Raw genomic sequence first — 16,858 nt, 5'->3', positions numbered from 1 at the left:
CCACTTCCTGCACCAGTACAACTACCATCGCTGCCACACCGCACTCGGAGGCAAGCCACCGATCAGCCGCGTGAACAACCCCGCGGGTCAATACACCTAGGACGCGGCGGTGACAAGTCGCCGGTCGGTCAGTCCCAGTCCCGCAGGACCCGGGCGGGGAGGACGGCGAAGAGGTACCAGAGCAGGCCCGCGGTGCCGGTGGCCAGGAGCAGGGCGGCGGCGAGCAGGAGCGGGGTGCGGCGGCGGGTCACCGGTGGCCGCCCGCGCCGGCGGCGAGCCGCGCCAGCAGCACGGTGGCGTCGAACGGGCCCGGCAGTTCCGGCTGTTCGCCCGTCCGGCGGCACCGCCGCAGCACCGACCGGCACTCCTTGTCACCTCGCACGGTGTGCTCCTTCCCGCCGTCGTGTCGTCCCTGCCTGACCCCGGCCAGCGGTCAGGACGCCGGGCGCCTGCGGGCCGCGTCCCGGCGGGCGATCACGTCGACCAGTTCGCTGACCGTGTCCAGCCCCTCGGGCGAGAGCCCGACCGCCCGCAGCGCCAGGCTGCGCACGCCCGCGTCGCGCAGCGCGCCGAGCAGGGCGAGCTCCTTGGCGATCTCGGCGCCCTGCTGCTCGTCGAAGAAGTACGCGGGCGGGACCTGGAAGAACTGGGCCAGCGCCTCCAGGTGGCGCTTGGTCGGGTTGTCCCGGCGCCCGGTGCGCAGCTGCCACAGGTAGGTGGTGGAGAACGACTCCCCGGTCGCCTCGCGGCAGGCCCGGGCCACCTCCTCGTTGGTGTACTGCTCGCGGTCGGAGCGGCGGACGGTCCGGAACAGCGCCTCGATCCTGGCCGAGAGGCCGGACGGCTGCCCCGCCCGCTCCTGCCGTTCCGCCGGTGCGTCCGCGAGACCGGACGGCTGCGCTGCCGCGTCCCCCCGGGCCGACTCCGCCATGCCCCCCATGTCCCCCATGCCCCCTACCTTCCTCACCCGGGCCCTCCACGTCACGGTCGGGATGGACGGGGCAGGGCCGGCCAGGTCACGATAGCCCAAGGGAATCAGCTGGTATGGATCCAGCTATGCCAGCTATCCATGCCAGTTGACCCCGGCGGGCGGGCTGACATCCCGAACCCGGGGGAGGGTCGATCGTGCGAGAACGGGTCAACCCGGTCAATTGCCGGGTGCTTGGCCCTTCTCGACGATCGACCCCCGGGCCGGCTCCGCCCCTGCCGGTGTCGGGCATCGGTAGGCTCGGGTGACGGCGCGGCGCCCCGCCCCGCCTGCGCGAACGCACCACCGCACCGCCGCACGCCCGAGGAGAGCCCCGCCATGCCGACCGCCCCCGCCGCCGGAGCCGTCACCGGACCCGCCGGATCGCCGATCACCCGGTTCGGCCTGGGCACCGCGGCCGTCGGACGCCCCGGCTACATCACGCTCGGCCGCGACGCCGACCTGCCCGCCGACCGCACCATCGAGGCGCTGCGCCGCCGTACCCACGCCCTGCTCGACGCCGCGTACGCCGCCGGTGTGCGCTACGTCGACGCCGCCCGCTCCTACGGCCGCGCCGAGGAGTTCGTCGCCGACTGGCTGGCGCACCGGCCCGAGGCCGCGGCCGCGATGACGGTCGGCAGCAAGTGGGGCTACACCTACACTGCTGACTGGCAGGCCTCGGGGGTGGCCGCGCACGAGGTCAAGGAGCACTCGGCGGCGGTGTTCGACCGCCAGATCGCCGAGACCCGGGCGCTGCTGGGCTCCCACCTGGACGTCTACCTGGTCCACTCGGTCACCCCCGACAGCCCCGCCCTGACCGACCCCGCCCTGCACGCGCGCCTGGCGGAGCTGGCCGCCCAGGGCGTGCGGGTCGGCCTGTCCACCAGCGGGCCCGCTCAGGCCGACACCATCCGCGAGGCCCTGGCCGTCACCGTGGACGGCCGCCCGCTGTTCGCCGCCGTCCAGGCCACCTGGAACCCGCTGGAGACCTCCGCGGCCCCCGCCCTGGCCGAGGCCCACGCGGCTGGGTGGCTGGTGGTGGTCAAGGAGGGCATGGCCAACGGCCGCCTCGCCGACCGCAACGCCACCGGCGACGACACCGCCGCCCTGCGCGCCCTCGCCACCCGCCTCGGCGCCTCCTGCGACGCCGTCGCCCTGGCCGCGGCCGCCGCCCAGCCCTGGGCCGACCTGGTGCTCTCCGGCGCCGCCACCGTCGACCAGCTCACCTCCAACCTCACCGCCGCCACCCTCCACCTCACCCCCGCCGACCTCGCCTCCCTCACCCCGCTCGCCGAACCCGCCAAGACGTACTGGCACACCCGCGCCACCCTGCCCTGGTCCTGAACCCCCCGCTGTCAGCGCCCGCCCCGCACCCGCGCGGACGACCGGCCTCCTCGCCGCCGCCCCTCGCGAAGGGGCGGCGGCGAGGAGAACGGGCGGGAAGGCAAAGGCTTGCCTGGATCGAGAAGGCCCCGCCGCCCGAGGCTTGGGGCGGCGGGGCCTGAGCCGGTCGGTCAGGTGCGGGCGTCTGGGTGGTCGGCGGGCGGCGCGCTGTACTGGGCCAGGGTTTCGTCCGTCGTGGACCTGTCGAGGAGCCGGAGCTCCCAGGGGCCGGTGTTCACGTCGAACTCCTTGCCGAAACCGACCCACTTTCCGGCCATGCGCCGGCCGGTCGGATCGAGCAGCAGCTGAATGGCTCCGTGGTACCGGGCGCCCTGGTAGTAGCCGTCCTGCGCGGTCTGCTCGACCCAGGTGCCGGTCACGATGTTCCGGTCGACGGTCAGGTCGAAGGAGAGCGGGGAGTCGGGATTGAACGACGCGTTGGGCAACGAGTGGCCCGTGATGCGGTTCCCGTGGTGCGTGAGGATGACATGGTGCAGCCCGGTGAACGTGTTGTCGCGGCTGCTGCTGAAGAACTCGTAACGGCTCAGCCAGATCCCGGAGTGATCCTCACCCGCCGGGGCGGGAGCCACCTGCACCGGTATGCCCGGCTTGCCGTTGGCCATGTCATGTCCTCCTGTGCCATCCAGGGTCACCCCGGAAGGTAGCTGCGGCGTTTCGAACCCGAGGCGGTCGACAGGAAGACTCGTGACAGCCTCAAGAGCACGAACGTACACCGGTCGGGGGGCTCGCACCTCCCCGGATTCCCAGCGTTGGACCAGGCGTTTGCTCGCCTCGTTGGGCTCGCCCTGTTCCATTCCCACCGCCCGGAGGCGTTTCGCGAACTCGTCCTGACTCAGACGCAGGCCGCGGCGTACGGCCCGCAAAGTCTCGTTCGGCGTTGTCACGGCAACAGATTAGATCCAAGAGGCTTTCTATGACGCCTAAATGACGTCTTGTCAGCGCACCGGAGAGACGCCCTGCCGTCGTCGCGGCGGCTACGCATCGGCGGGCACGATCGGGTTGCACGCGCTCCACGAGATCTCGGGGCGCGTTCGATCGACCTGGCCAAAGTTCGACAACGGAAGGTTTCCCCATGGCCCATGAGCAGGTTCCCCGTCTCCACGGGTACGGGGTGCGCTTCGACCCCGCCGCCCGCCTGTACCGGGTCCGCAACGAGAGCACGGGGGAGTGGCTGTGCCAGGACTCCGGGGAGCTCAAGGGGTTCGGCTCCTTCTCCGACGCCTGGAGCGCCTGGCGCGTCTTCGAGGTCCACAAGCGGCCGGGGGAGAAGTGATGGGCTCGATGCTCTCTCGCGTGACCGCCGGGCAGCGGCGGGAGGCCGCCTCCGTCACGGAGGACCTCATCTCCGTGCTCGCGCTCGGCGGGGTGACGTTGCCGTCGGTCGAAGTCGACTGGGAGCACGGGCGGTTGACCGGGTGCTACCTCGTCCAGCTCGGCTCGGCCCGCACCCTCGAACTGCTGCGGATCGTCGACCTGCTCCGCAAGGGCCTGCGGTACGAGCGCCTGGCGCATGACGACTGAACTCCTCGCCCGCCTGCTCTGGTGGGCGGGCTTCTCCCTCATCCTCCTCGCAGCCCTCAGGAAGTGAACTGCCCGATGCGTGACCCCCACCTCCTCGCCAAGCCGCCCGTCACCCGGCTCGGCTGCCTCGTCCTCGTGCGCAACCGGCGCGGCGACGTCCTGCTCGTCGACCCCGACTACCTGGACGGCCTGATCCTGCCCGGCGGCGCCGCCCGCCCCAACGAGCCCCCGCACCGGGCCGCTGCCCGCCACCTGCACGCCGAGACCGGCCTCACCCTGCGCCTGACCGACATCCTGGCGGTCGATTTCACCCCGGCCGACCGCTACCTGGAGCGCCGCAACCTCGTCTTCCACGGCGGCACGGTCCGCGACGGCACCCGCCTCACCGTCCCGCCGCAGCACAGGAGCGGGCTGCTCGGCGCCCGCTTCGTCCCCGTCCGTGAACTGCCCGACGTCATGGCCCCCTCCCAGGCCGCCCGCGTCACCGAGGCCCTCGCCCACCGCACGCTGCCCGTCCTTCTCCACGGACAGCGCACCGACTGACCGCACTGCGTCGGTGTCAGGCCGGAAGCCGGGTGGGCGGCGGCCCCCGTTGTCGGCCCCCGCCCCTAGGGTGGGCGCATGACCTGGCCTTTCGATGTCTCCCCGCCCGTCCCGCTCCCGCCCGGCCGTTCCGTCGTCGGCGACGAGGGCCGCGGGCAGCAGCCGCTGCTGTGGGTCAGCGACGAGCGCCCGCCCGCCGGGCTGTGGGGGCAACTCCACCGCGCCCACCCGCAGTCCGGCCTCTACCCGCTGCTGCTCGCCCCGCTGGCGGACGAGCCGGACTTCCGTCCCTGGCTGTCCGGCGAACTCTTCCCCGCCCTGGTCTCCGACCCCGCCCACCACGACCCGGCCGCCCTGCTGCGCGGCTGGTGGGAGGGCCCGAACGTGGAGGACGAGGAGGAGGACGAGGACGATTTCGACCCCGTCCTCGCCCCCTACGACGCCACCTGGCCGGGTCTCGCCGCCGACCCGGTACCCCTGCCGTGCGTGGCGGACGCCGGCGAGTGCGCCCGGATCCTGGCGGCGGGCCTGGAGGCCGACGGCGGGCGGCTGCGCCTCGGTCTGGTCCGGGCCGCCGGCGGGGCTGCGGCACTGGCCGCCTGCGGCTGGAACGGCCCGGTCAACCACGAGAACGACACCGCGAAGATCGCCGCCGTCCTCGCCTCCTGGGAACGCCGCTTCGGCGCCCGCGTCGTCCAGGCCGGCTTCGACACCCTGGAGTTGAGCGTCGCCGCCCCGCCCGCCACCCTCGACGAGGCCCTGCCGCTGGCCGCCGAGCACACCGCCCTCTGCCCCGACCTCGTCTTCCAGGGCACCGGCACCCTCACCGCCTACGCCGAGCTGCTCGTCGCCTTCCCCCGCTGGTCGTTCTGGTGGGACTGACCACGGGCAGGGCGGCTCAGTACTCGGAGCTCGGCGCCGCCGCCGTCGGCCCCAGGTCCGGCTTGTCGCGCAGCTCCAACGCCTCGCCGTGGTGGTCGAGTTCGAGGACGACGAGCTCGTTCTCGCCCGCGCGCCACAGCGGGCCGGGGGCGTAGAGGGTGCGCTGGGGGCCGGCGGCGTTGTAGCGGCCGAGCAGGAAGCCGTTGAGCCACAGCAGTCCGCGGCCCCAGCCGGGCAGGGCGAGGAAGGCGTCGGCGGGCTCCGGCAGCACGGCCTCGAACCGGTGGAACGCCGGGTGCCCGTCCCGCACCGGGGTCAACTCCGGCTCCTCGTAGCGCAGTTCACCGAGGTCGGTGAGCGGCAGCGGCCGGATCTGCCAGCCGAACAGGCGCTGGTGGCCGTGCGAGACGCCGCGGGTGATGCCCTTGCGGTCGTCCATCTGCGGGCCGTAGTTCACCCGCCCGAGCGCCTCCACCAGGATGTCCAGGGTGACCCCGTCGGGCCCGGTGGCCAGCGGCAGTGTCGTGCCGGGGGAGTTGCGCTCCAGCACGCCCAGCAGCCGGCCGTCCGCGAACACCTGCGCCCGGTCCGCCAACCCGTCGATGCGCAGCGGCAGTTCGGGGCGCGGGCCGAGGACGCGGGTGCGGTAGTGGATCAGGCCGCGGTCCTGCCCGACCTGCTCCATCGGCAGCGGCGCCGCCCGCTCCACCGCCTGCGACAGCACGTCCAGCTGCTCCAGCAGCAGCGCCCGGCCGCTCGCGCGGGCGATCCGCTGCGGGGCCACCCGGGCCGGTACGGCCGGCGGCTCCTCGGCCGGCCCGTCCACGTACCGGCCGATGACCTCGCGCAGGGCGTGGAACTTCTCGGTCAGCTCGCCCGCCTCGCCGATCGGCGCGTCGTAGTCGTAGCTGGTGACGGTCGGCTCGTAGCCGGCGTCGAAGGGGTGCGCACCGGCGTGGTTGGCGCCCGACCACAGGCCGAAGCTGGTGCCGCCGTGCGCCATGTACAGGTTGACGGAGGCGCCGGTGTCGAGCAGTTCGGCCAGCGAGGCGGCGCTCTCCTTCGCGTCGCGGACGTGGTGCGGCAGCCCCCACTGGTCGAACCAGCCGACCCAGAACTCCATCGCCGCCAGCGGCCCCTCCACCGGCTCGCCCCGGTCGGCCTGCCGGCGGCGCAGCACCTCCAGCCGCTCGGGCGCGCGCGAGCCGAACGTCGCGGTCGCCAGGTGGCCGGGGATCGCGCCGCCCTGCTGCATGGTGTCGTGCGCGCCGTCGGCGGTGAACAGCAGGCAGTCCACGCCGCGCCGCACCAGCCCGTCGCGCAGGTGTGCCAGGTACGCGGCGTCGTCGCCGTAACTGCCGTACTCGTTCTCCACCTGCACCGCCACCACCGGGCCGCCCCGGCTCGCCAGCAGCGGCAGCACCTCGGGCACCAGCGCGTCGAACCAGCCGTCCACCTCCGCCAGGTACGCCGGATCGGCACAGCGCAGCCGCAGCCCGTCCACGGCCAGCAGCCGGGCCGGCAGCCCGCCGAACTCCCACTCGGCGCAGATGTACGGGCCGGGCCGCAGGATCACGTCCAGCCCCAGCGAGCCGGCCAGGCGCACGAACCGCCCCACGTCCCGCCACCCGGTGAAGTCCACCCGGATATCCGCCGGGAGGCCGGCCGGCGAGTCCGCCGGCCCGTGGCGCACCTCGTGGAAGTTCCACGGCACGTACGTGTCCACGGTGTTGACCCCCAGCGCCCGCACCCGCCGCAGCCGGTCCTCCCACAGCTGCGGATGCACCCGGAAGTAGTGCACCGCCCCCGCCACCACCCGGTGCGCCACCCCGCCCCGTCGGAACCCCTCGGCGTCGTACTCCAGCATCCGCGCAGCCCGCCCTTCGACCCAGACCCCGGGGCCACCCACCCGCCCCCGCCAACCCGCACCAAAGCCCGTACCCAAAGCCCGTACCCAGGCCCGTACTGCAGCCGTACCCAAGCCCCCCGAGCCTAGCGAACCCACCCCGCCCGCCCCGGCCTTCCGTACGCTCCGCGTTTCCACCGTTTCGCACCGCGATCTACGCCACTTGGGCTCGGGGGCCATTTGTCTGTCTACCGACAGTCAGATATACCTACCGTCGTTTCGCCTGCCTCTCCTTGGCCGTCGGGTGGGTTCCCGAGACTTCATCCTTGAGGGCAGGGCAACGTCCACGAGCACTGTGTGATCACGCAGTTGCCGACCGGTGGGAGGAGAACCGTGGTGGACCACGTGGAGGAAGTGCGGGCGGTCATCGGGCCGCCCAGCGGGCCCGGTGTTCCGGCGGAGAGCTGGCGTGGGCTGGAATCCGACCTGGGGGTGGAGCTGCCCGGCGACTTCAAGGAGTTGGCCGGACAGTACGCACCGATCCAGATCGGCCGGTCGATCTGGCTGATGGGGCCCGCGACGGTCGCCCACGATCTGGGCGACTACATGCGGGAGACCGTGGTCGCGTACGAGGCCTGCGAGTTCTCGGAGGAGAACTTCCCGGGGTTTCCCGAGCCGTTGGGGTTCGGTGCGCCGGACGGTCTGATCCCCATCATGCCGACGGCGCACGGGGAGTCGGTCTTCCTGGCCCGCAGCGATTCCGCGTACGGCTGGTGCATCGTGGTCTATGTCGGGGACGACGACGAGTTCTACCGCTACGACCTCACTTTCACCGAGTGGTTCTGCCGCTACCTGCGGGGGGAGGACATGACCGGTCCGAACAGCGGGCAGGACTTCTCGAATCCGATTGCGTTGCGGGACTACCACGTCCCGCCGGGAGAGAAGTCAGTGGAGCGGTTCGGGCCGGTGCGGGCTTCGTAGCGGGCCCCGGGGTTTGTGGCATGGACGGCGGGCGCCGACCGGCGTCCGCCGCCTGCGCCGAAGGTGAGGACTCGGCCGCCGCCTGGTAGTGGGAGGTTGACGACGATGAGGTTGGTGCGAGTTGACTGAGTGGATCGAACGGCTTGTGGCTGCCAGGGTCGATGACCACCGATCGGACCCGGAGTCGCCCCTCGCGGCGGCTCCGGGGCTGCGGCCACCGGCCGGCGCGAGCCAGATCCTGGAGCTCGAGGAGTGGATGGGGCGGCCGCTCGAGCCGGGCTATCGGGAGTTCCTGGAGTTTTCCGACGGGATGGACAACTTCTTTGCGGGAATGCCCATCCTGGGGTGGCGGGACTGGCCGTCCGGAGACGATCTCGCCCGGGCGCGTCGATTCCTCGACGTTGTCACCGGTATCGACGTCCACGTCGACGAGGGCCTCGCAGAGGACGCGGTGCTGGTGCCGATCTCGGTGAACCGTGACGGCTCGGTGGGGATTTTCATGGTGTGGGACGGCGAATCACCGGAGAAGCGCTACTTCTGGGTCGGAAACGGCGATGCCGCCTTCTTTACGACACTGTCCGAGGTCTTCGACTTCGCTTCAGGTGCCCGGCCGTGGAGCGACTTCTCGGCCGAATGAGGTGAGTAACTGCGCAGGGGGCTGCCGGGGATACGTACGGGCTACTGATGCGTGACGGATTCGCCCGCCACCTCGCGCGCCCTACTGTCGGGGACGTCAGCAGGAAACGCCCACGACGAACCCCGCAGGAGCAGCCATGAGCGCGTACGCGATCGCCCAGGTCCAGTCGGTCGAGTTCGGCCCCGACATCGTCGAGTACCTGGAGCGCATCGACGCCACCCTCGACCCCTTCGGTGGCCGCTTCCTCGTCCACGGCGGCACGTACGAGACGGTGGAGGGCCGTTGGGGTGCGGGCGGCACGATCGTCATCGAGTTCCCCGACTACGAGCGGGCCCGCGCCTGGTGGGACTCGCCCGCCTACCGGGAGATCCTGCCGCTGCGCACCCGGCACATGGTCGCCGACATCATCCTGATCGAGGGCGTGCCGGGCGGCGGCTACCGCGGGGTCGACGCGCTCAAGCACTGACCCCGCTCGCGGCTGCGGCTACGGCAGCCGGGCGCGCCACCAGGCGACGGTGGACCTGATCTGCTCCTCCAGCGGGGTGGCGCGCAGGGTGAAGGCGGCCTCGTAGGCGGAGGCGTCCACGACGAACGGGCGGTCGAACTGGTAGCGGACCTCGCGCAGTTCGCGCAGCAGCGGGGAGAACAGGGCCGCCGCGTTCAGCAGGGCGGGGGAGAGGCGGCGGACGGCGACGGGGGCGGTGCCGGCCTCGGTGGCGAGGTGGTCGACCATCTGACGTGCGGACAGGGCGGGGGCGGTGGGGACGTGCCAGGCGCGGCCCCAGGCGCGTTCCTCGCCGGCGACCTCGGCCATCGCGCGGGCCACGTCGGGCAGGTAGGTCCAGCTGTGCGGGGCGTCGGGGTCGCCGAGGACGCTGACCGGCTTGCCCTTGAGCAGAGCCGGGATCGCGCGGGCGGCGAGGTGGCCGCCGTCGGTGACGCCGGGGCCGAAGAAGTCCGAGGGCCGCACCTCGACCGCCCTGATCCGGCCGGCCTCGTGCAGCGCGCGGGCCTGCTCCCACACCGCCGCCCGCACCCGGCCCTTGGGACCGGTGGCGGCGAGCGGCAGGTCCTCGGTGAGCGGGCCCTCGACGGGGCCGTAGCCGTAGAGGTTGCCGAGCAGGACGAGGACCGCGCCGCTCTGCTCGGCCGCCGCGCACAGCGAGGCGGCCAGCGGCGGCCACCCGGTGACCCAGTCCTGAAGGCGCGGGGCGGCGCAGTTGTGGATCGCGACGGCGCCGCGGGCGGCCTCGGCCAGCCGGGCGGGGTCGGTGGCGTCCAGGGCGAGGTGCTCGATGGAGGCCGGCGCGTTGCCCGAGGCGGGGCGGCCGGACCTGGTGACCACGCGGACGGTGTGTCCCTGCTCGGCCAGCAGCTGGGCGGTGGCGGCCCCGGCGGGCCCGTATCCGACGATCACATGAACGCTCACCCGCCCCACCCTAGGGGACGGGATCAGTCAGCACCGCCGGCGGCTCGGGCGGAGCGTTCGGCGATCTTCCGGGCGAGGTTCTCGCGCCAGCGGGCCGCGTTGCTGCCGTCCAACTGCCCCGCGAACGCCCGGCGTGCGGCCGCCACCAGCTCCGCCCGGTCGCCCGCGGGCCCGTCCGGGTCGGCGTCGCAGATCGCCCACAGCGCGTTCTCGGTGTCGTCGTCGAGCCCGGTGCAGCTGCGGATCCCGCGCCCGGCGAGGGCGTCGGTCAGCATCCACTCGAAGGTACGCTCCAGCTGTTCACGGCTCGGCCATCCGCTGCGCATCGCCCGCCCCCGTCTCCCCTTGTCGGTGTCGCGCACCCCAGCGTACGAGCGGACGGGCGCGCCGGGCAGGGCCTGCTGGTGCGGCGTCAAGAATCCGTCGGGCCGACGCCGCACCGCGGTTCCTCCAACGGCACCTCGGCTGCCACTCCAGCTGTGGATCGTGACCTTTGCGTCCGGGACGCGGCAGAGGCCCCCGGAACGGCTCTTGTCAGGACACCGGCCCTCGCCTGTCCCTCAGCTGCCCGGCGAACGCCCGCGCGGCAGCCAGGTCCCCGGCGTCCGGCCGCTGCTTGTTGATACCGCCGACGAGCTTGAAGGGCGTCCAGGTGTCGAACGCCCGGCACGAGAAGCTCCCGTCCACGTCGAAGCCCTTGCCTTCGAGGAGCCGGACCAGGGGGCGGGTGAACGGCGCCAGCGGGATCTCGGGGAGCCCGCTGGTGGCGAACACGAACGCCCGGCCCCGCCCGGCGGGAAGTGCCTTGACGAAGTCGGTCAGGTGGGGGTGGAGCCTGCCGTAGAAGACGCCCGAGCCGAATCCTACGAGGTCGGCGTCGGCCAGCTCCGTCAGGTCGGCCTGCTCGGGGGAGACGACCTTCGCGCCCAGCACCTGGGCCATGCTGTCGGCGACGCGACGCGTATTGCCGTGCGACACGGAGGCGCACACGATGACGGCCTTCATCTTTACGATCCCTTCTCTGGCTGCCGTAGTGAGGACAGCGCAGCGGGATCAGATGTGACACCACCTACCCGAGGACGGCGTCGACCTCGATCTCGACCAGCCACTCCGGGTCGATGAAGCGGGAGACCTCGACGAAGGTGGTGACGGGCCGGATCGCGGCGAACCGCTCCCCGTGCGCGCGGGCGGCCTCTCGCCACCGCGTCACGTCGGTGAGCATGATGCGGGTGCGCACCACGTCGGCCAGGGACGCGCCGGCCTCCTTCAGCGCGGCCTCGGCGATGTCCAGGCAGCGGACGGTCTGCGCGTGGACGTCGCCCACGCCCGCCGTCGCGCCGTCCTCGCCGATGGGGGCGGTGCCGGCGACGGCGACGTACGGGCCCATGCGCACGGCGCGGGAGAACCCGATCTCGGGTTCGAGGTACGAACCGGAACTGACGGTCTGTCGCTGCTGATGATCATTCATCGCGTCATGATCGCAGAGCGCCCCGTCGAGCGGTAGGCGTCCGCTCAGTCGCCGCCACCACCGCTGTTGATACGGCGGCGGCGCTCGGCGCGCTGGTAGCGGCGCAGCATCCGTCCCGCGCCGAGGGTCGCGGCGGCCACGGCCCGGACCCAGACCGGTCCGCCGCGGTCCGCCCACACCACGCACACGCATCCGCCGACGACCAGCACCAGGACGCCGACCAGCACCACACCGACCATGTTTCCCCCGCCTTGCCTCAAAGGTGTTCGTACAGGTGAGGGCAGTGTCCCAGGTCGCGGCCGTTTGCGCACGGACCAAGCGCGGACCGGGCATTGACGGTGCCGGCAGTGCGCAGAGGGCGGGCGCCATGATCACGTCCAAGATCTGGAAGTGTGACATGTGAAATGTTATTTTCCCTCTGAGCAGACCCCCGACGATCGGAGCGTGCGATGGAGCAGCAGGTCGGACAGCACGAGGTCGGACAGCCCGAGGTCGAACAACACGAGGTCAGACCGCAGCACGACACCGTGGCCGAGCCCTTCCGGCACGGCTGGGCCGACACCACCCGCCACCTGACGCCGCAGTCCGGCACCGACCACGCCGCCCGCCGCCGCGCCGCCCTGTCCGCGCGCTTCCCCGGCGAACGCCTCGTCATCCCCGCCGGCGTACTCACCACCCGCAGCAACGACTTCGACCACGCGTTCCGCCCGCACTCCGCCTACGTCCACCTCACCGCCGAACAGAGCGTCCACGCCGTCCCCGACAGCGTCCTCGTCCTCGAACCCACCGGCACCGGCCACACCGCCACCCTCTACACCCGCCCGCGCTCACCCCGCCACGACGGCCCCGGCGCCGCCGAGTTCTACCGCGACCTGCGCCACGGCGAGTTCTGGACCGGACGCCGCCGCACCCTCGCCGAGACCGCCGACGCCCTCGGCCTCGACGCCGCCCACCGCCACGACCTGCCGCGGGCCCTCGCCACCCCCGTCCCCACCCGCATCCTGCGCGGCCACGACCCGCTCGTCGACGACCTCGTCCCACCGGACGCCCACCCCGGCTCTCGCCTCGGCGTCCACCCGGATGCCGAACTGCGCGCCGTCCTCTCCGAGTTGCGCCTCGTCAAGGACGAATGGGAGATCCGGCAACTGCGCCACGCCGTCACCGCCACCGTCGCCGGCTTCCACGACGCCGCCGCCGAACTGCGCCACGCCACCACCCTGGAGCGCGGCGAACGCTGGATCGAAGGCACCTTCAACCGCCGCGCCCGTCTGGAGGGTTACGGCCTCGGCTTCGACACCATCGCCGCCGCCGGCCCGCACAGCTGCGTCCTGCACTGGACCCGCAACAACGGCCCGCTGCGCGACGGCGACCTGCTCCTCCTCGACGCCGGCGTCGAAGCCGACACCTTCTACACCGGCGACCTCACCCGCACCCTGCCCGTCAACGGCCGCTACACCGACGTCCAACGCCGCGTCCACGACCTCGTCCACGCCGCCCAGAGCGCCGCCATCGCCACCCTGCGCCCCGGCGCCCGCTTCACCGACCCCCACCACGCCGCCGCCACCGTCATCGCCGAAGGCCTCGACGCCTGGGGCCTGCCCCCCACCGCCGCCCTGCCACCCGCAACCCCCGGCCGCCACACCCGCTACACCGTCTGCGGCACCGGCCACATGCTCGGCCTCGACTGCCACGACAGCGCCGACGCCCCCCGCCGCACCCACCACGACGCCGCCCTCCAGCCCGGCCACGTCCTCACCGTCGAACCCGGCCTCTACTTCCAGCCCGACGACCTCACCGTCCCCGAGGAACTGCGCGGCATCGGCATCCGCATCGAGGACGACTTCCTCATCACCCCCGACGGCGCCCAGTGCCTCTCCGCCGACCTGCCCCGCAGCGCGGACGAGGTCGAGACCTGGCTCGCCTCCCTCCGATGACCGACCGCCGCCCCCTGGTCGACCAGGTCTGCGGGCAACTGCGCCGGGCCGGCGCCGTCGCGGTCGTCGGACCCACCGGCTACGGCAAGTCCGCCGTCCTCGACGCCGTCTGCACCGCCTGGCAGCAGGCCGGCGACCCCGTCGTACGGCTCAGCTCCGCCCCCGCCGACGCCCACATCGCCTACGCCCCCCTCGTCGACCTGTTCACCGCCTGCCCCGCCGACGTTGCCGGCACCCTCACCGACCACCAGCGCTCCGCCGTCGACTGGGTCCTGCGCCGCACCACCGGACCCGAACCCGACGCCACCACCCTGCGCGTCACCGTCCTGTCCTGCCTCCAGGCCTGGGGCCGCCAGGCCCGCCCCCTGCTCGCCGCCGACGAGGTCCACTGGTGGGGACCGGACAGCCTCGACGTCTTCGGTTTCGCCGCCCGCCGCAGCCGCGGCAGCGTCACCCTCCTCGCCGCCCTGCGCCCCGACGGCCCCGCCGCCCACGACGTCCTCGGCGGCGGCGCCGTCGAAATCGGCATCCCCACCCTCAGCCCGCAGGAGACCGCCGCCCTCGCCCACTCCCTCGGCATCCCGCTGCGCACCGCCGGCCGCATCCACACCGCCACCGGCGGGCACCCCCGCCTCGTCTCCGACCTCACCACCGCCCTCGCCCGCACCCGCCCGCCCCGCACCCGGTCCCACGACCCCGGAACCCAGGACACCGGGCCGCTCGGCGTCGGGCCGCTGGAGGTGGGGCCGCTCGCCCCGTACGCCCGCAAGACCATCCGGACCTGGCTCGCCGACCTGCCCCAACCCGCCCGCCACGTGCTGCTGTTGGCCGCGCTGGCCGCCACGCCCACCCTGGACACCCTGCGCCGCGCCGCCGGACCCGCCGCCGACGCCGCCCTGGCCACCGCCGAAGCCGCCGGCCTGATCCGCCTCACCGACGGCACCGTGCACTTCCCGGCCCCGCTCCTGCGCGACGGCGTCGCCGCCGAGGCGGGCGAGGAGGCGGTCCGCCGCGCCCACCATGCCCTGGCCGCCGCCTCCCCCGAACCCGACGACCGCACCTGGCACCAGGCCAGCGCCTTCGCCCCACCCGCCCCCCACCCCCTGCTGCCCGCCCCCCACCCCCTGCTGCCCGCCCTCACCGCCGCCGCAGCCACCGCCCGCACCCGCGGCCACCACACCCGCGCCGCAGAACTCACCCTCCTCGCCGCCACCCACGCCGAGCACACCCAGGCCGGCCCGCCGGCCCCCACCTGCCAGGCGGCCCCCCAACCCGGTCCACCCGCCGCCTCTGGCCTGCCCGCTGCCGAGAGAGCCAACGGCTCGCCCGATGTACCCGCCCGTGGCCGAGAGTTGGGCGTGCCGGGCGGCGGGCGTGCGGCTGTGGTCCGGCCCGGCCCGGTAGCTGCCGGCGATGGCCGTGGTGGGGCTGGTGGGCCGGTCGGGTGTGTGGGTGTCGTCGGGCCCGATGTGGCTTTCGCCGCTGGCGGATGGTGTGATGTCCCGTCCTGCGCAGGCGAGTTGGACGAACCGGCCGAGGAGGCTGCCGCCCTCCCCACCCGTGACGGGGAGTCCGGCCCGCCCGCCGCCGGTGGGCTCGGTGAGTGCGGCCGGGCTGTGGCGCCGGGCCGGTGCGGTGGCGAGTGTGCCGGTGTGGGGGCCGGGGGTGGGGAGCCCGGGGCGGCGGAGTTGCTGGTGCTGGCCGCGCAGGATGCGGCCGTGGCGGGGCGGCTCGATCTGGCGTGGGCGGCGCTGGAGCGGCTGGGGCGGGTGCGGTTCTTCCCGTCCCCCGCCGTGCGGGCCGCGCGGGTGCGGGCGCGGCTGGCGGTGCTGGACGCGGCCGGGCGCGGTGCCGCGCTGGTGCAGGAGGTGGCCGTGCAGGCGCTGGTGGACGCCGTCGCCACGGGTGATCCGGTGCTGGTGTCGGCGGCGCACCTGTGGCTGGCGCGGGGCGTCCACCTCCAGCGCGGCGGTCACCCCGAGGCGCTGGCCCATGCCCGCGACGCGCTGCGCTGGGCCCGGCGGTCCGGCGATCCGGCGGCCGTGGCGGCGGCCGTGACGCTGACCGCCCGGATCGAGCAGGGCCGCGGCCGCCCCGAGCACACCGCCACGCTCGCCGCCGCCCCCACCACCTCACCCCACGGTGCCCGCCTCGCCGAGGACCCGCGCCGCCTCGCCGTGTGCTTCGCGCTGCTGGACGACCGCCCGGCCGAGGCCGCCCGCCTGCTGGACGGGCTGCGCCCGCTGGTGGCGCGCGGCGGGCCCGCCGACGAACTGTGGCTGCTGGACGGCCGGGTGCAGATCCACGTCCTCGCCGGGGAGGGGCGGCAGGCCCGGGAGGCGGCGGGGCGGATGCTGGCGCTGGCCCGGGAGACGGGGGCCTCGCCGGGGCCGCCGTTCCTCGCCGCGGCCGCGGCGGAACTGGCGGGCGGGAGCCTGGAGCAGGCGCTCGGCTACGCCGCCCTGGGGCTGACGGCCTCCCAGCAGGAGGGGGATCCGCTGTTCGCCGCGCACTGCCTGCACCTGTCGGGCCGCACCCGGTTGCTGCTGCGCGACACGGCCGGGGCGCTCGCGGATCTGCTGCGGGTGCGGGATCTGGTGCGGGGCCTGGCGGTGGCGGATCCGGCGGCGGTGCGTTTCGACGCGGATCTGGCGGAGGCGCTGGTGGCGGCGGGGGACCTGGGGGCGGCGACCCGGACGCTGGCCGCAGCACGGCGCCGGGCACGGGAGTCCGGGCGCCGGGGGGTGCTGGCCGCGCTGGACCGGGCGGGGGCGCTGTGCCACGCGGCGGCGGGCGCGTTCGAGCCGGCCGAGGAGCTGTTGCTGCGCGCGCTGGGCACCTTCGACGACCTGGGGTACCCGCTGGAGCGCGGCCGGGTGCTGCTGGCGCACGCGGCGGTGGAGCGCCGCCGCCGCCGTCCGGCCCGGGCGCGGGAGTTGCAGGCGGAGGCGGAGGCGGTGTTCGCCCGGGCGGGCGCGCCGCTGTGGGGTCCGGGCTGGCGGGAGCAGGCGGGGGAGCCGTCCTGGCTGGCGGGGCTGACGGACGCGGAGAAGGGCGTGGCCGAGCTGGTCGCCGACGGCTACGGCAACCGGGACATCGCGGCGGCCCGCTACGTGAGCGTGAAGACCGTGGAGGCGGTGCTGACCCGGATCTACCGCAAGCTGGGGGTGCGCTCACGCGTCCAGCTGGTGGCACTCGCCCGCCGCGACGAGCGCCACCAGAAGCAGTAGGTCACGCACTGCAGGG

The 16,858-nt window shown here is 74.0% G+C and carries 20 protein-coding genes and 1 pseudogene; 11 read left to right on the top strand and 10 right to left on the bottom strand.

Annotated elements, in window-relative coordinates; genetic code table 11:
• Positions 1-100 (top strand): annotated as a pseudogene (locus tag ABTY15_RS22370) (IS481 family transposase); the annotation flags it as partial.
• 28 nt (positions 101-128) lie between these two features.
• Here the strand turns inward: ABTY15_RS22370 and ABTY15_RS22365 are convergent.
• From ABTY15_RS22365 to ABTY15_RS22355, 3 genes are read right to left on the bottom strand one after another with little or no spacing between them, the layout of a single operon-like run.
• Complete coding sequence (locus tag ABTY15_RS22365) at positions 129-251, bottom strand: hypothetical protein (protein WP_350596648.1); 123 nt, start codon at positions 249-251, stop codon at positions 129-131.
• Positions 248-382, bottom strand: a complete 135-nt coding sequence (locus tag ABTY15_RS22360; RefSeq protein ID WP_350596644.1) for a hypothetical protein — start codon at positions 380-382, stop codon at positions 248-250. The genes ABTY15_RS22365 and ABTY15_RS22360 overlap by 4 nt, the downstream gene beginning before the upstream one ends.
• Before the next feature lie 51 nt (positions 383-433).
• Complete coding sequence (locus ABTY15_RS22355) at positions 434-949, bottom strand: XRE family transcriptional regulator (protein WP_350596641.1); 516 nt, start codon at positions 947-949, stop codon at positions 434-436.
• A gap of 357 nt (positions 950-1,306) precedes the next feature.
• On the opposite strand from ABTY15_RS22355, the gene ABTY15_RS22350 reads away from it, so the two are divergent.
• Positions 1,307-2,311 (top strand): aldo/keto reductase, encoded by a 1,005-nt coding sequence (locus tag ABTY15_RS22350; RefSeq protein WP_350596637.1) that lies wholly within the window; start codon positions 1,307-1,309, stop codon positions 2,309-2,311.
• A gap of 170 nt (positions 2,312-2,481) precedes the next feature.
• Here the strand turns inward: ABTY15_RS22350 and ABTY15_RS22345 are convergent, their stop codons facing one another.
• Positions 2,482-3,207 (bottom strand): helix-turn-helix domain-containing protein, encoded by a 726-nt coding sequence (locus ABTY15_RS22345; RefSeq protein WP_350596666.1) that lies wholly within the window; start codon positions 3,205-3,207, stop codon positions 2,482-2,484.
• A gap of 236 nt (positions 3,208-3,443) precedes the next feature.
• On the opposite strand from ABTY15_RS22345, the gene ABTY15_RS22340 reads away from it, so the two are divergent.
• The 4 genes from ABTY15_RS22340 (at position 3,444) to ABTY15_RS22325 (ending at position 5,317) form a co-directional block, all read left to right on the top strand.
• Positions 3,444-3,644 (top strand): hypothetical protein, encoded by a 201-nt coding sequence (locus tag ABTY15_RS22340; RefSeq protein WP_350596632.1) that lies wholly within the window; start codon positions 3,444-3,446, stop codon positions 3,642-3,644.
• An 8-nt stretch (positions 3,645-3,652) separates the two neighbouring features.
• Positions 3,653-3,892: a hypothetical protein gene (locus ABTY15_RS22335; RefSeq protein ID WP_350596629.1), complete on the top strand. Its 240-nt coding sequence runs from the start codon at positions 3,653-3,655 to the stop codon at positions 3,890-3,892.
• 75 nt (positions 3,893-3,967) lie between these two features.
• Entirely contained in the window at positions 3,968-4,435 is a 468-nt protein-coding gene (locus ABTY15_RS22330; protein ID WP_350596626.1) for an NUDIX domain-containing protein, read from the top strand.
• Between the two features lie 78 nt (positions 4,436-4,513).
• On the top strand, positions 4,514-5,317 hold the full coding sequence (locus ABTY15_RS22325) for a DUF4253 domain-containing protein (protein ID WP_350596621.1): 804 nt from the start codon (positions 4,514-4,516) through the stop codon (positions 5,315-5,317).
• A 16-nt stretch (positions 5,318-5,333) separates the two neighbouring features.
• Here the strand turns inward: ABTY15_RS22325 and ABTY15_RS22320 are convergent, their stop codons facing one another.
• Positions 5,334-7,184: a glycoside hydrolase family 35 protein gene (locus tag ABTY15_RS22320; RefSeq protein ID WP_350596617.1), complete on the bottom strand. Its 1,851-nt coding sequence runs from the start codon at positions 7,182-7,184 to the stop codon at positions 5,334-5,336.
• A 375-nt stretch (positions 7,185-7,559) separates the two neighbouring features.
• Between ABTY15_RS22320 and ABTY15_RS22315 the strand changes: the two genes are divergently transcribed.
• The 3 genes from ABTY15_RS22315 to ABTY15_RS22305 all read left to right on the top strand — a co-directional run bounded on the left by ABTY15_RS22315 (position 7,560) and on the right by ABTY15_RS22305 (position 9,247).
• Complete coding sequence (locus ABTY15_RS22315; RefSeq protein WP_350596613.1) at positions 7,560-8,144, top strand: SMI1/KNR4 family protein; 585 nt, start codon at positions 7,560-7,562, stop codon at positions 8,142-8,144.
• 121 nt (positions 8,145-8,265) lie between these two features.
• Positions 8,266-8,781 (top strand): SMI1/KNR4 family protein, encoded by a 516-nt coding sequence (locus ABTY15_RS22310; protein WP_350596608.1) that lies wholly within the window; start codon positions 8,266-8,268, stop codon positions 8,779-8,781.
• Between the two features lie 136 nt (positions 8,782-8,917).
• Positions 8,918-9,247, top strand: coding sequence for a DUF1330 domain-containing protein (locus ABTY15_RS22305; protein ID WP_350596602.1), 330 nt, complete (start codon positions 8,918-8,920; stop codon positions 9,245-9,247).
• Positions 9,248-9,265: 18 nt separating this feature from the next.
• Here the strand turns inward: ABTY15_RS22305 and ABTY15_RS22300 are convergent, their stop codons facing one another.
• The 5 genes from ABTY15_RS22300 to ABTY15_RS22280 all read right to left on the bottom strand — a co-directional run bounded on the left by ABTY15_RS22300 (position 9,266) and on the right by ABTY15_RS22280 (position 11,917).
• The gene (locus ABTY15_RS22300) at positions 9,266-10,210 is read right to left on the bottom strand and encodes an NAD-dependent epimerase/dehydratase family protein (protein WP_350596599.1); all 945 of its coding nucleotides are present in this window, start codon (positions 10,208-10,210) and stop codon (positions 9,266-9,268) included.
• A 23-nt stretch (positions 10,211-10,233) separates the two neighbouring features.
• Positions 10,234-10,485, bottom strand: coding sequence for a hypothetical protein (locus ABTY15_RS22295; protein WP_350596595.1), 252 nt, complete (start codon positions 10,483-10,485; stop codon positions 10,234-10,236).
• 259 nt (positions 10,486-10,744) lie between these two features.
• The gene (locus ABTY15_RS22290; protein ID WP_350596591.1) at positions 10,745-11,215 is read right to left on the bottom strand and encodes a flavodoxin family protein; all 471 of its coding nucleotides are present in this window, start codon (positions 11,213-11,215) and stop codon (positions 10,745-10,747) included.
• A 64-nt stretch (positions 11,216-11,279) separates the two neighbouring features.
• Entirely contained in the window at positions 11,280-11,678 is a 399-nt protein-coding gene (locus ABTY15_RS22285; RefSeq protein WP_350596588.1) for a RidA family protein, read from the bottom strand.
• A gap of 44 nt (positions 11,679-11,722) precedes the next feature.
• A complete protein-coding gene (locus tag ABTY15_RS22280; protein ID WP_350596585.1) occupies positions 11,723-11,917 on the bottom strand; it encodes a hypothetical protein in 195 nt (64 codons plus the stop codon).
• A gap of 210 nt (positions 11,918-12,127) precedes the next feature.
• Between ABTY15_RS22280 and ABTY15_RS22275 the strand changes: the two genes are divergently transcribed.
• Complete coding sequence (locus ABTY15_RS22275; protein ID WP_350596581.1) at positions 12,128-13,612, top strand: aminopeptidase P family protein; 1,485 nt, start codon at positions 12,128-12,130, stop codon at positions 13,610-13,612.
• On the top strand, positions 13,609-16,842 hold the full coding sequence (locus ABTY15_RS22270; RefSeq protein WP_350596576.1) for a helix-turn-helix transcriptional regulator: 3,234 nt from the start codon (positions 13,609-13,611) through the stop codon (positions 16,840-16,842). The genes ABTY15_RS22275 and ABTY15_RS22270 overlap by 4 nt, the downstream gene beginning before the upstream one ends.
• Positions 16,843-16,858 lie beyond the last annotated feature (16 nt).

It is taken from the genome of Kitasatospora sp. NPDC097643 (assembly GCF_040302625.1).
GTDB lineage: Bacteria > Actinomycetota > Actinomycetes > Streptomycetales > Streptomycetaceae > Kitasatospora.
Note: the sequence above shows the minus strand (reverse complement) of the source record. Positions and strands in the feature narration are given on the sequence as shown.

Coding starts and splice junctions, on each gene's coding strand:
- ABTY15_RS22290 (WP_350596591.1), bottom strand. CDS start 11,215: ATGAAGGCCGTCATCGTGTGCGCCTCCGTGTCGCACGGCAATACGCGT.
- ABTY15_RS22280 (WP_350596585.1), bottom strand. CDS start 11,917: ATGGTCGGTGTGGTGCTGGTCGGCGTCCTGGTGCTGGTCGTCGGCGGA.
- ABTY15_RS22325 (WP_350596621.1), top strand. CDS start 4,514: ATGACCTGGCCTTTCGATGTCTCCCCGCCCGTCCCGCTCCCGCCCGGC.
- ABTY15_RS22350 (WP_350596637.1), top strand. CDS start 1,307: ATGCCGACCGCCCCCGCCGCCGGAGCCGTCACCGGACCCGCCGGATCG.
- ABTY15_RS22295 (WP_350596595.1), bottom strand. CDS start 10,485: ATGCTGACCGACGCCCTCGCCGGGCGCGGGATCCGCAGCTGCACCGGG.
- ABTY15_RS22305 (WP_350596602.1), top strand. CDS start 8,918: ATGAGCGCGTACGCGATCGCCCAGGTCCAGTCGGTCGAGTTCGGCCCC.
- ABTY15_RS22335 (WP_350596629.1), top strand. CDS start 3,653: ATGCTCTCTCGCGTGACCGCCGGGCAGCGGCGGGAGGCCGCCTCCGTC.
- ABTY15_RS22285 (WP_350596588.1), bottom strand. CDS start 11,678: ATGAATGATCATCAGCAGCGACAGACCGTCAGTTCCGGTTCGTACCTC.
- ABTY15_RS22320 (WP_350596617.1), bottom strand. CDS start 7,184: ATGCTGGAGTACGACGCCGAGGGGTTCCGACGGGGCGGGGTGGCGCAC.
- ABTY15_RS22330 (WP_350596626.1), top strand. CDS start 3,968: ATGCGTGACCCCCACCTCCTCGCCAAGCCGCCCGTCACCCGGCTCGGC.
- ABTY15_RS22355 (WP_350596641.1), bottom strand. CDS start 949: ATGGGGGACATGGGGGGCATGGCGGAGTCGGCCCGGGGGGACGCGGCA.
- ABTY15_RS22340 (WP_350596632.1), top strand. CDS start 3,444: ATGGCCCATGAGCAGGTTCCCCGTCTCCACGGGTACGGGGTGCGCTTC.
- ABTY15_RS22275 (WP_350596581.1), top strand. CDS start 12,128: ATGGAGCAGCAGGTCGGACAGCACGAGGTCGGACAGCCCGAGGTCGAA.
- ABTY15_RS22270 (WP_350596576.1), top strand. CDS start 13,609: ATGACCGACCGCCGCCCCCTGGTCGACCAGGTCTGCGGGCAACTGCGC.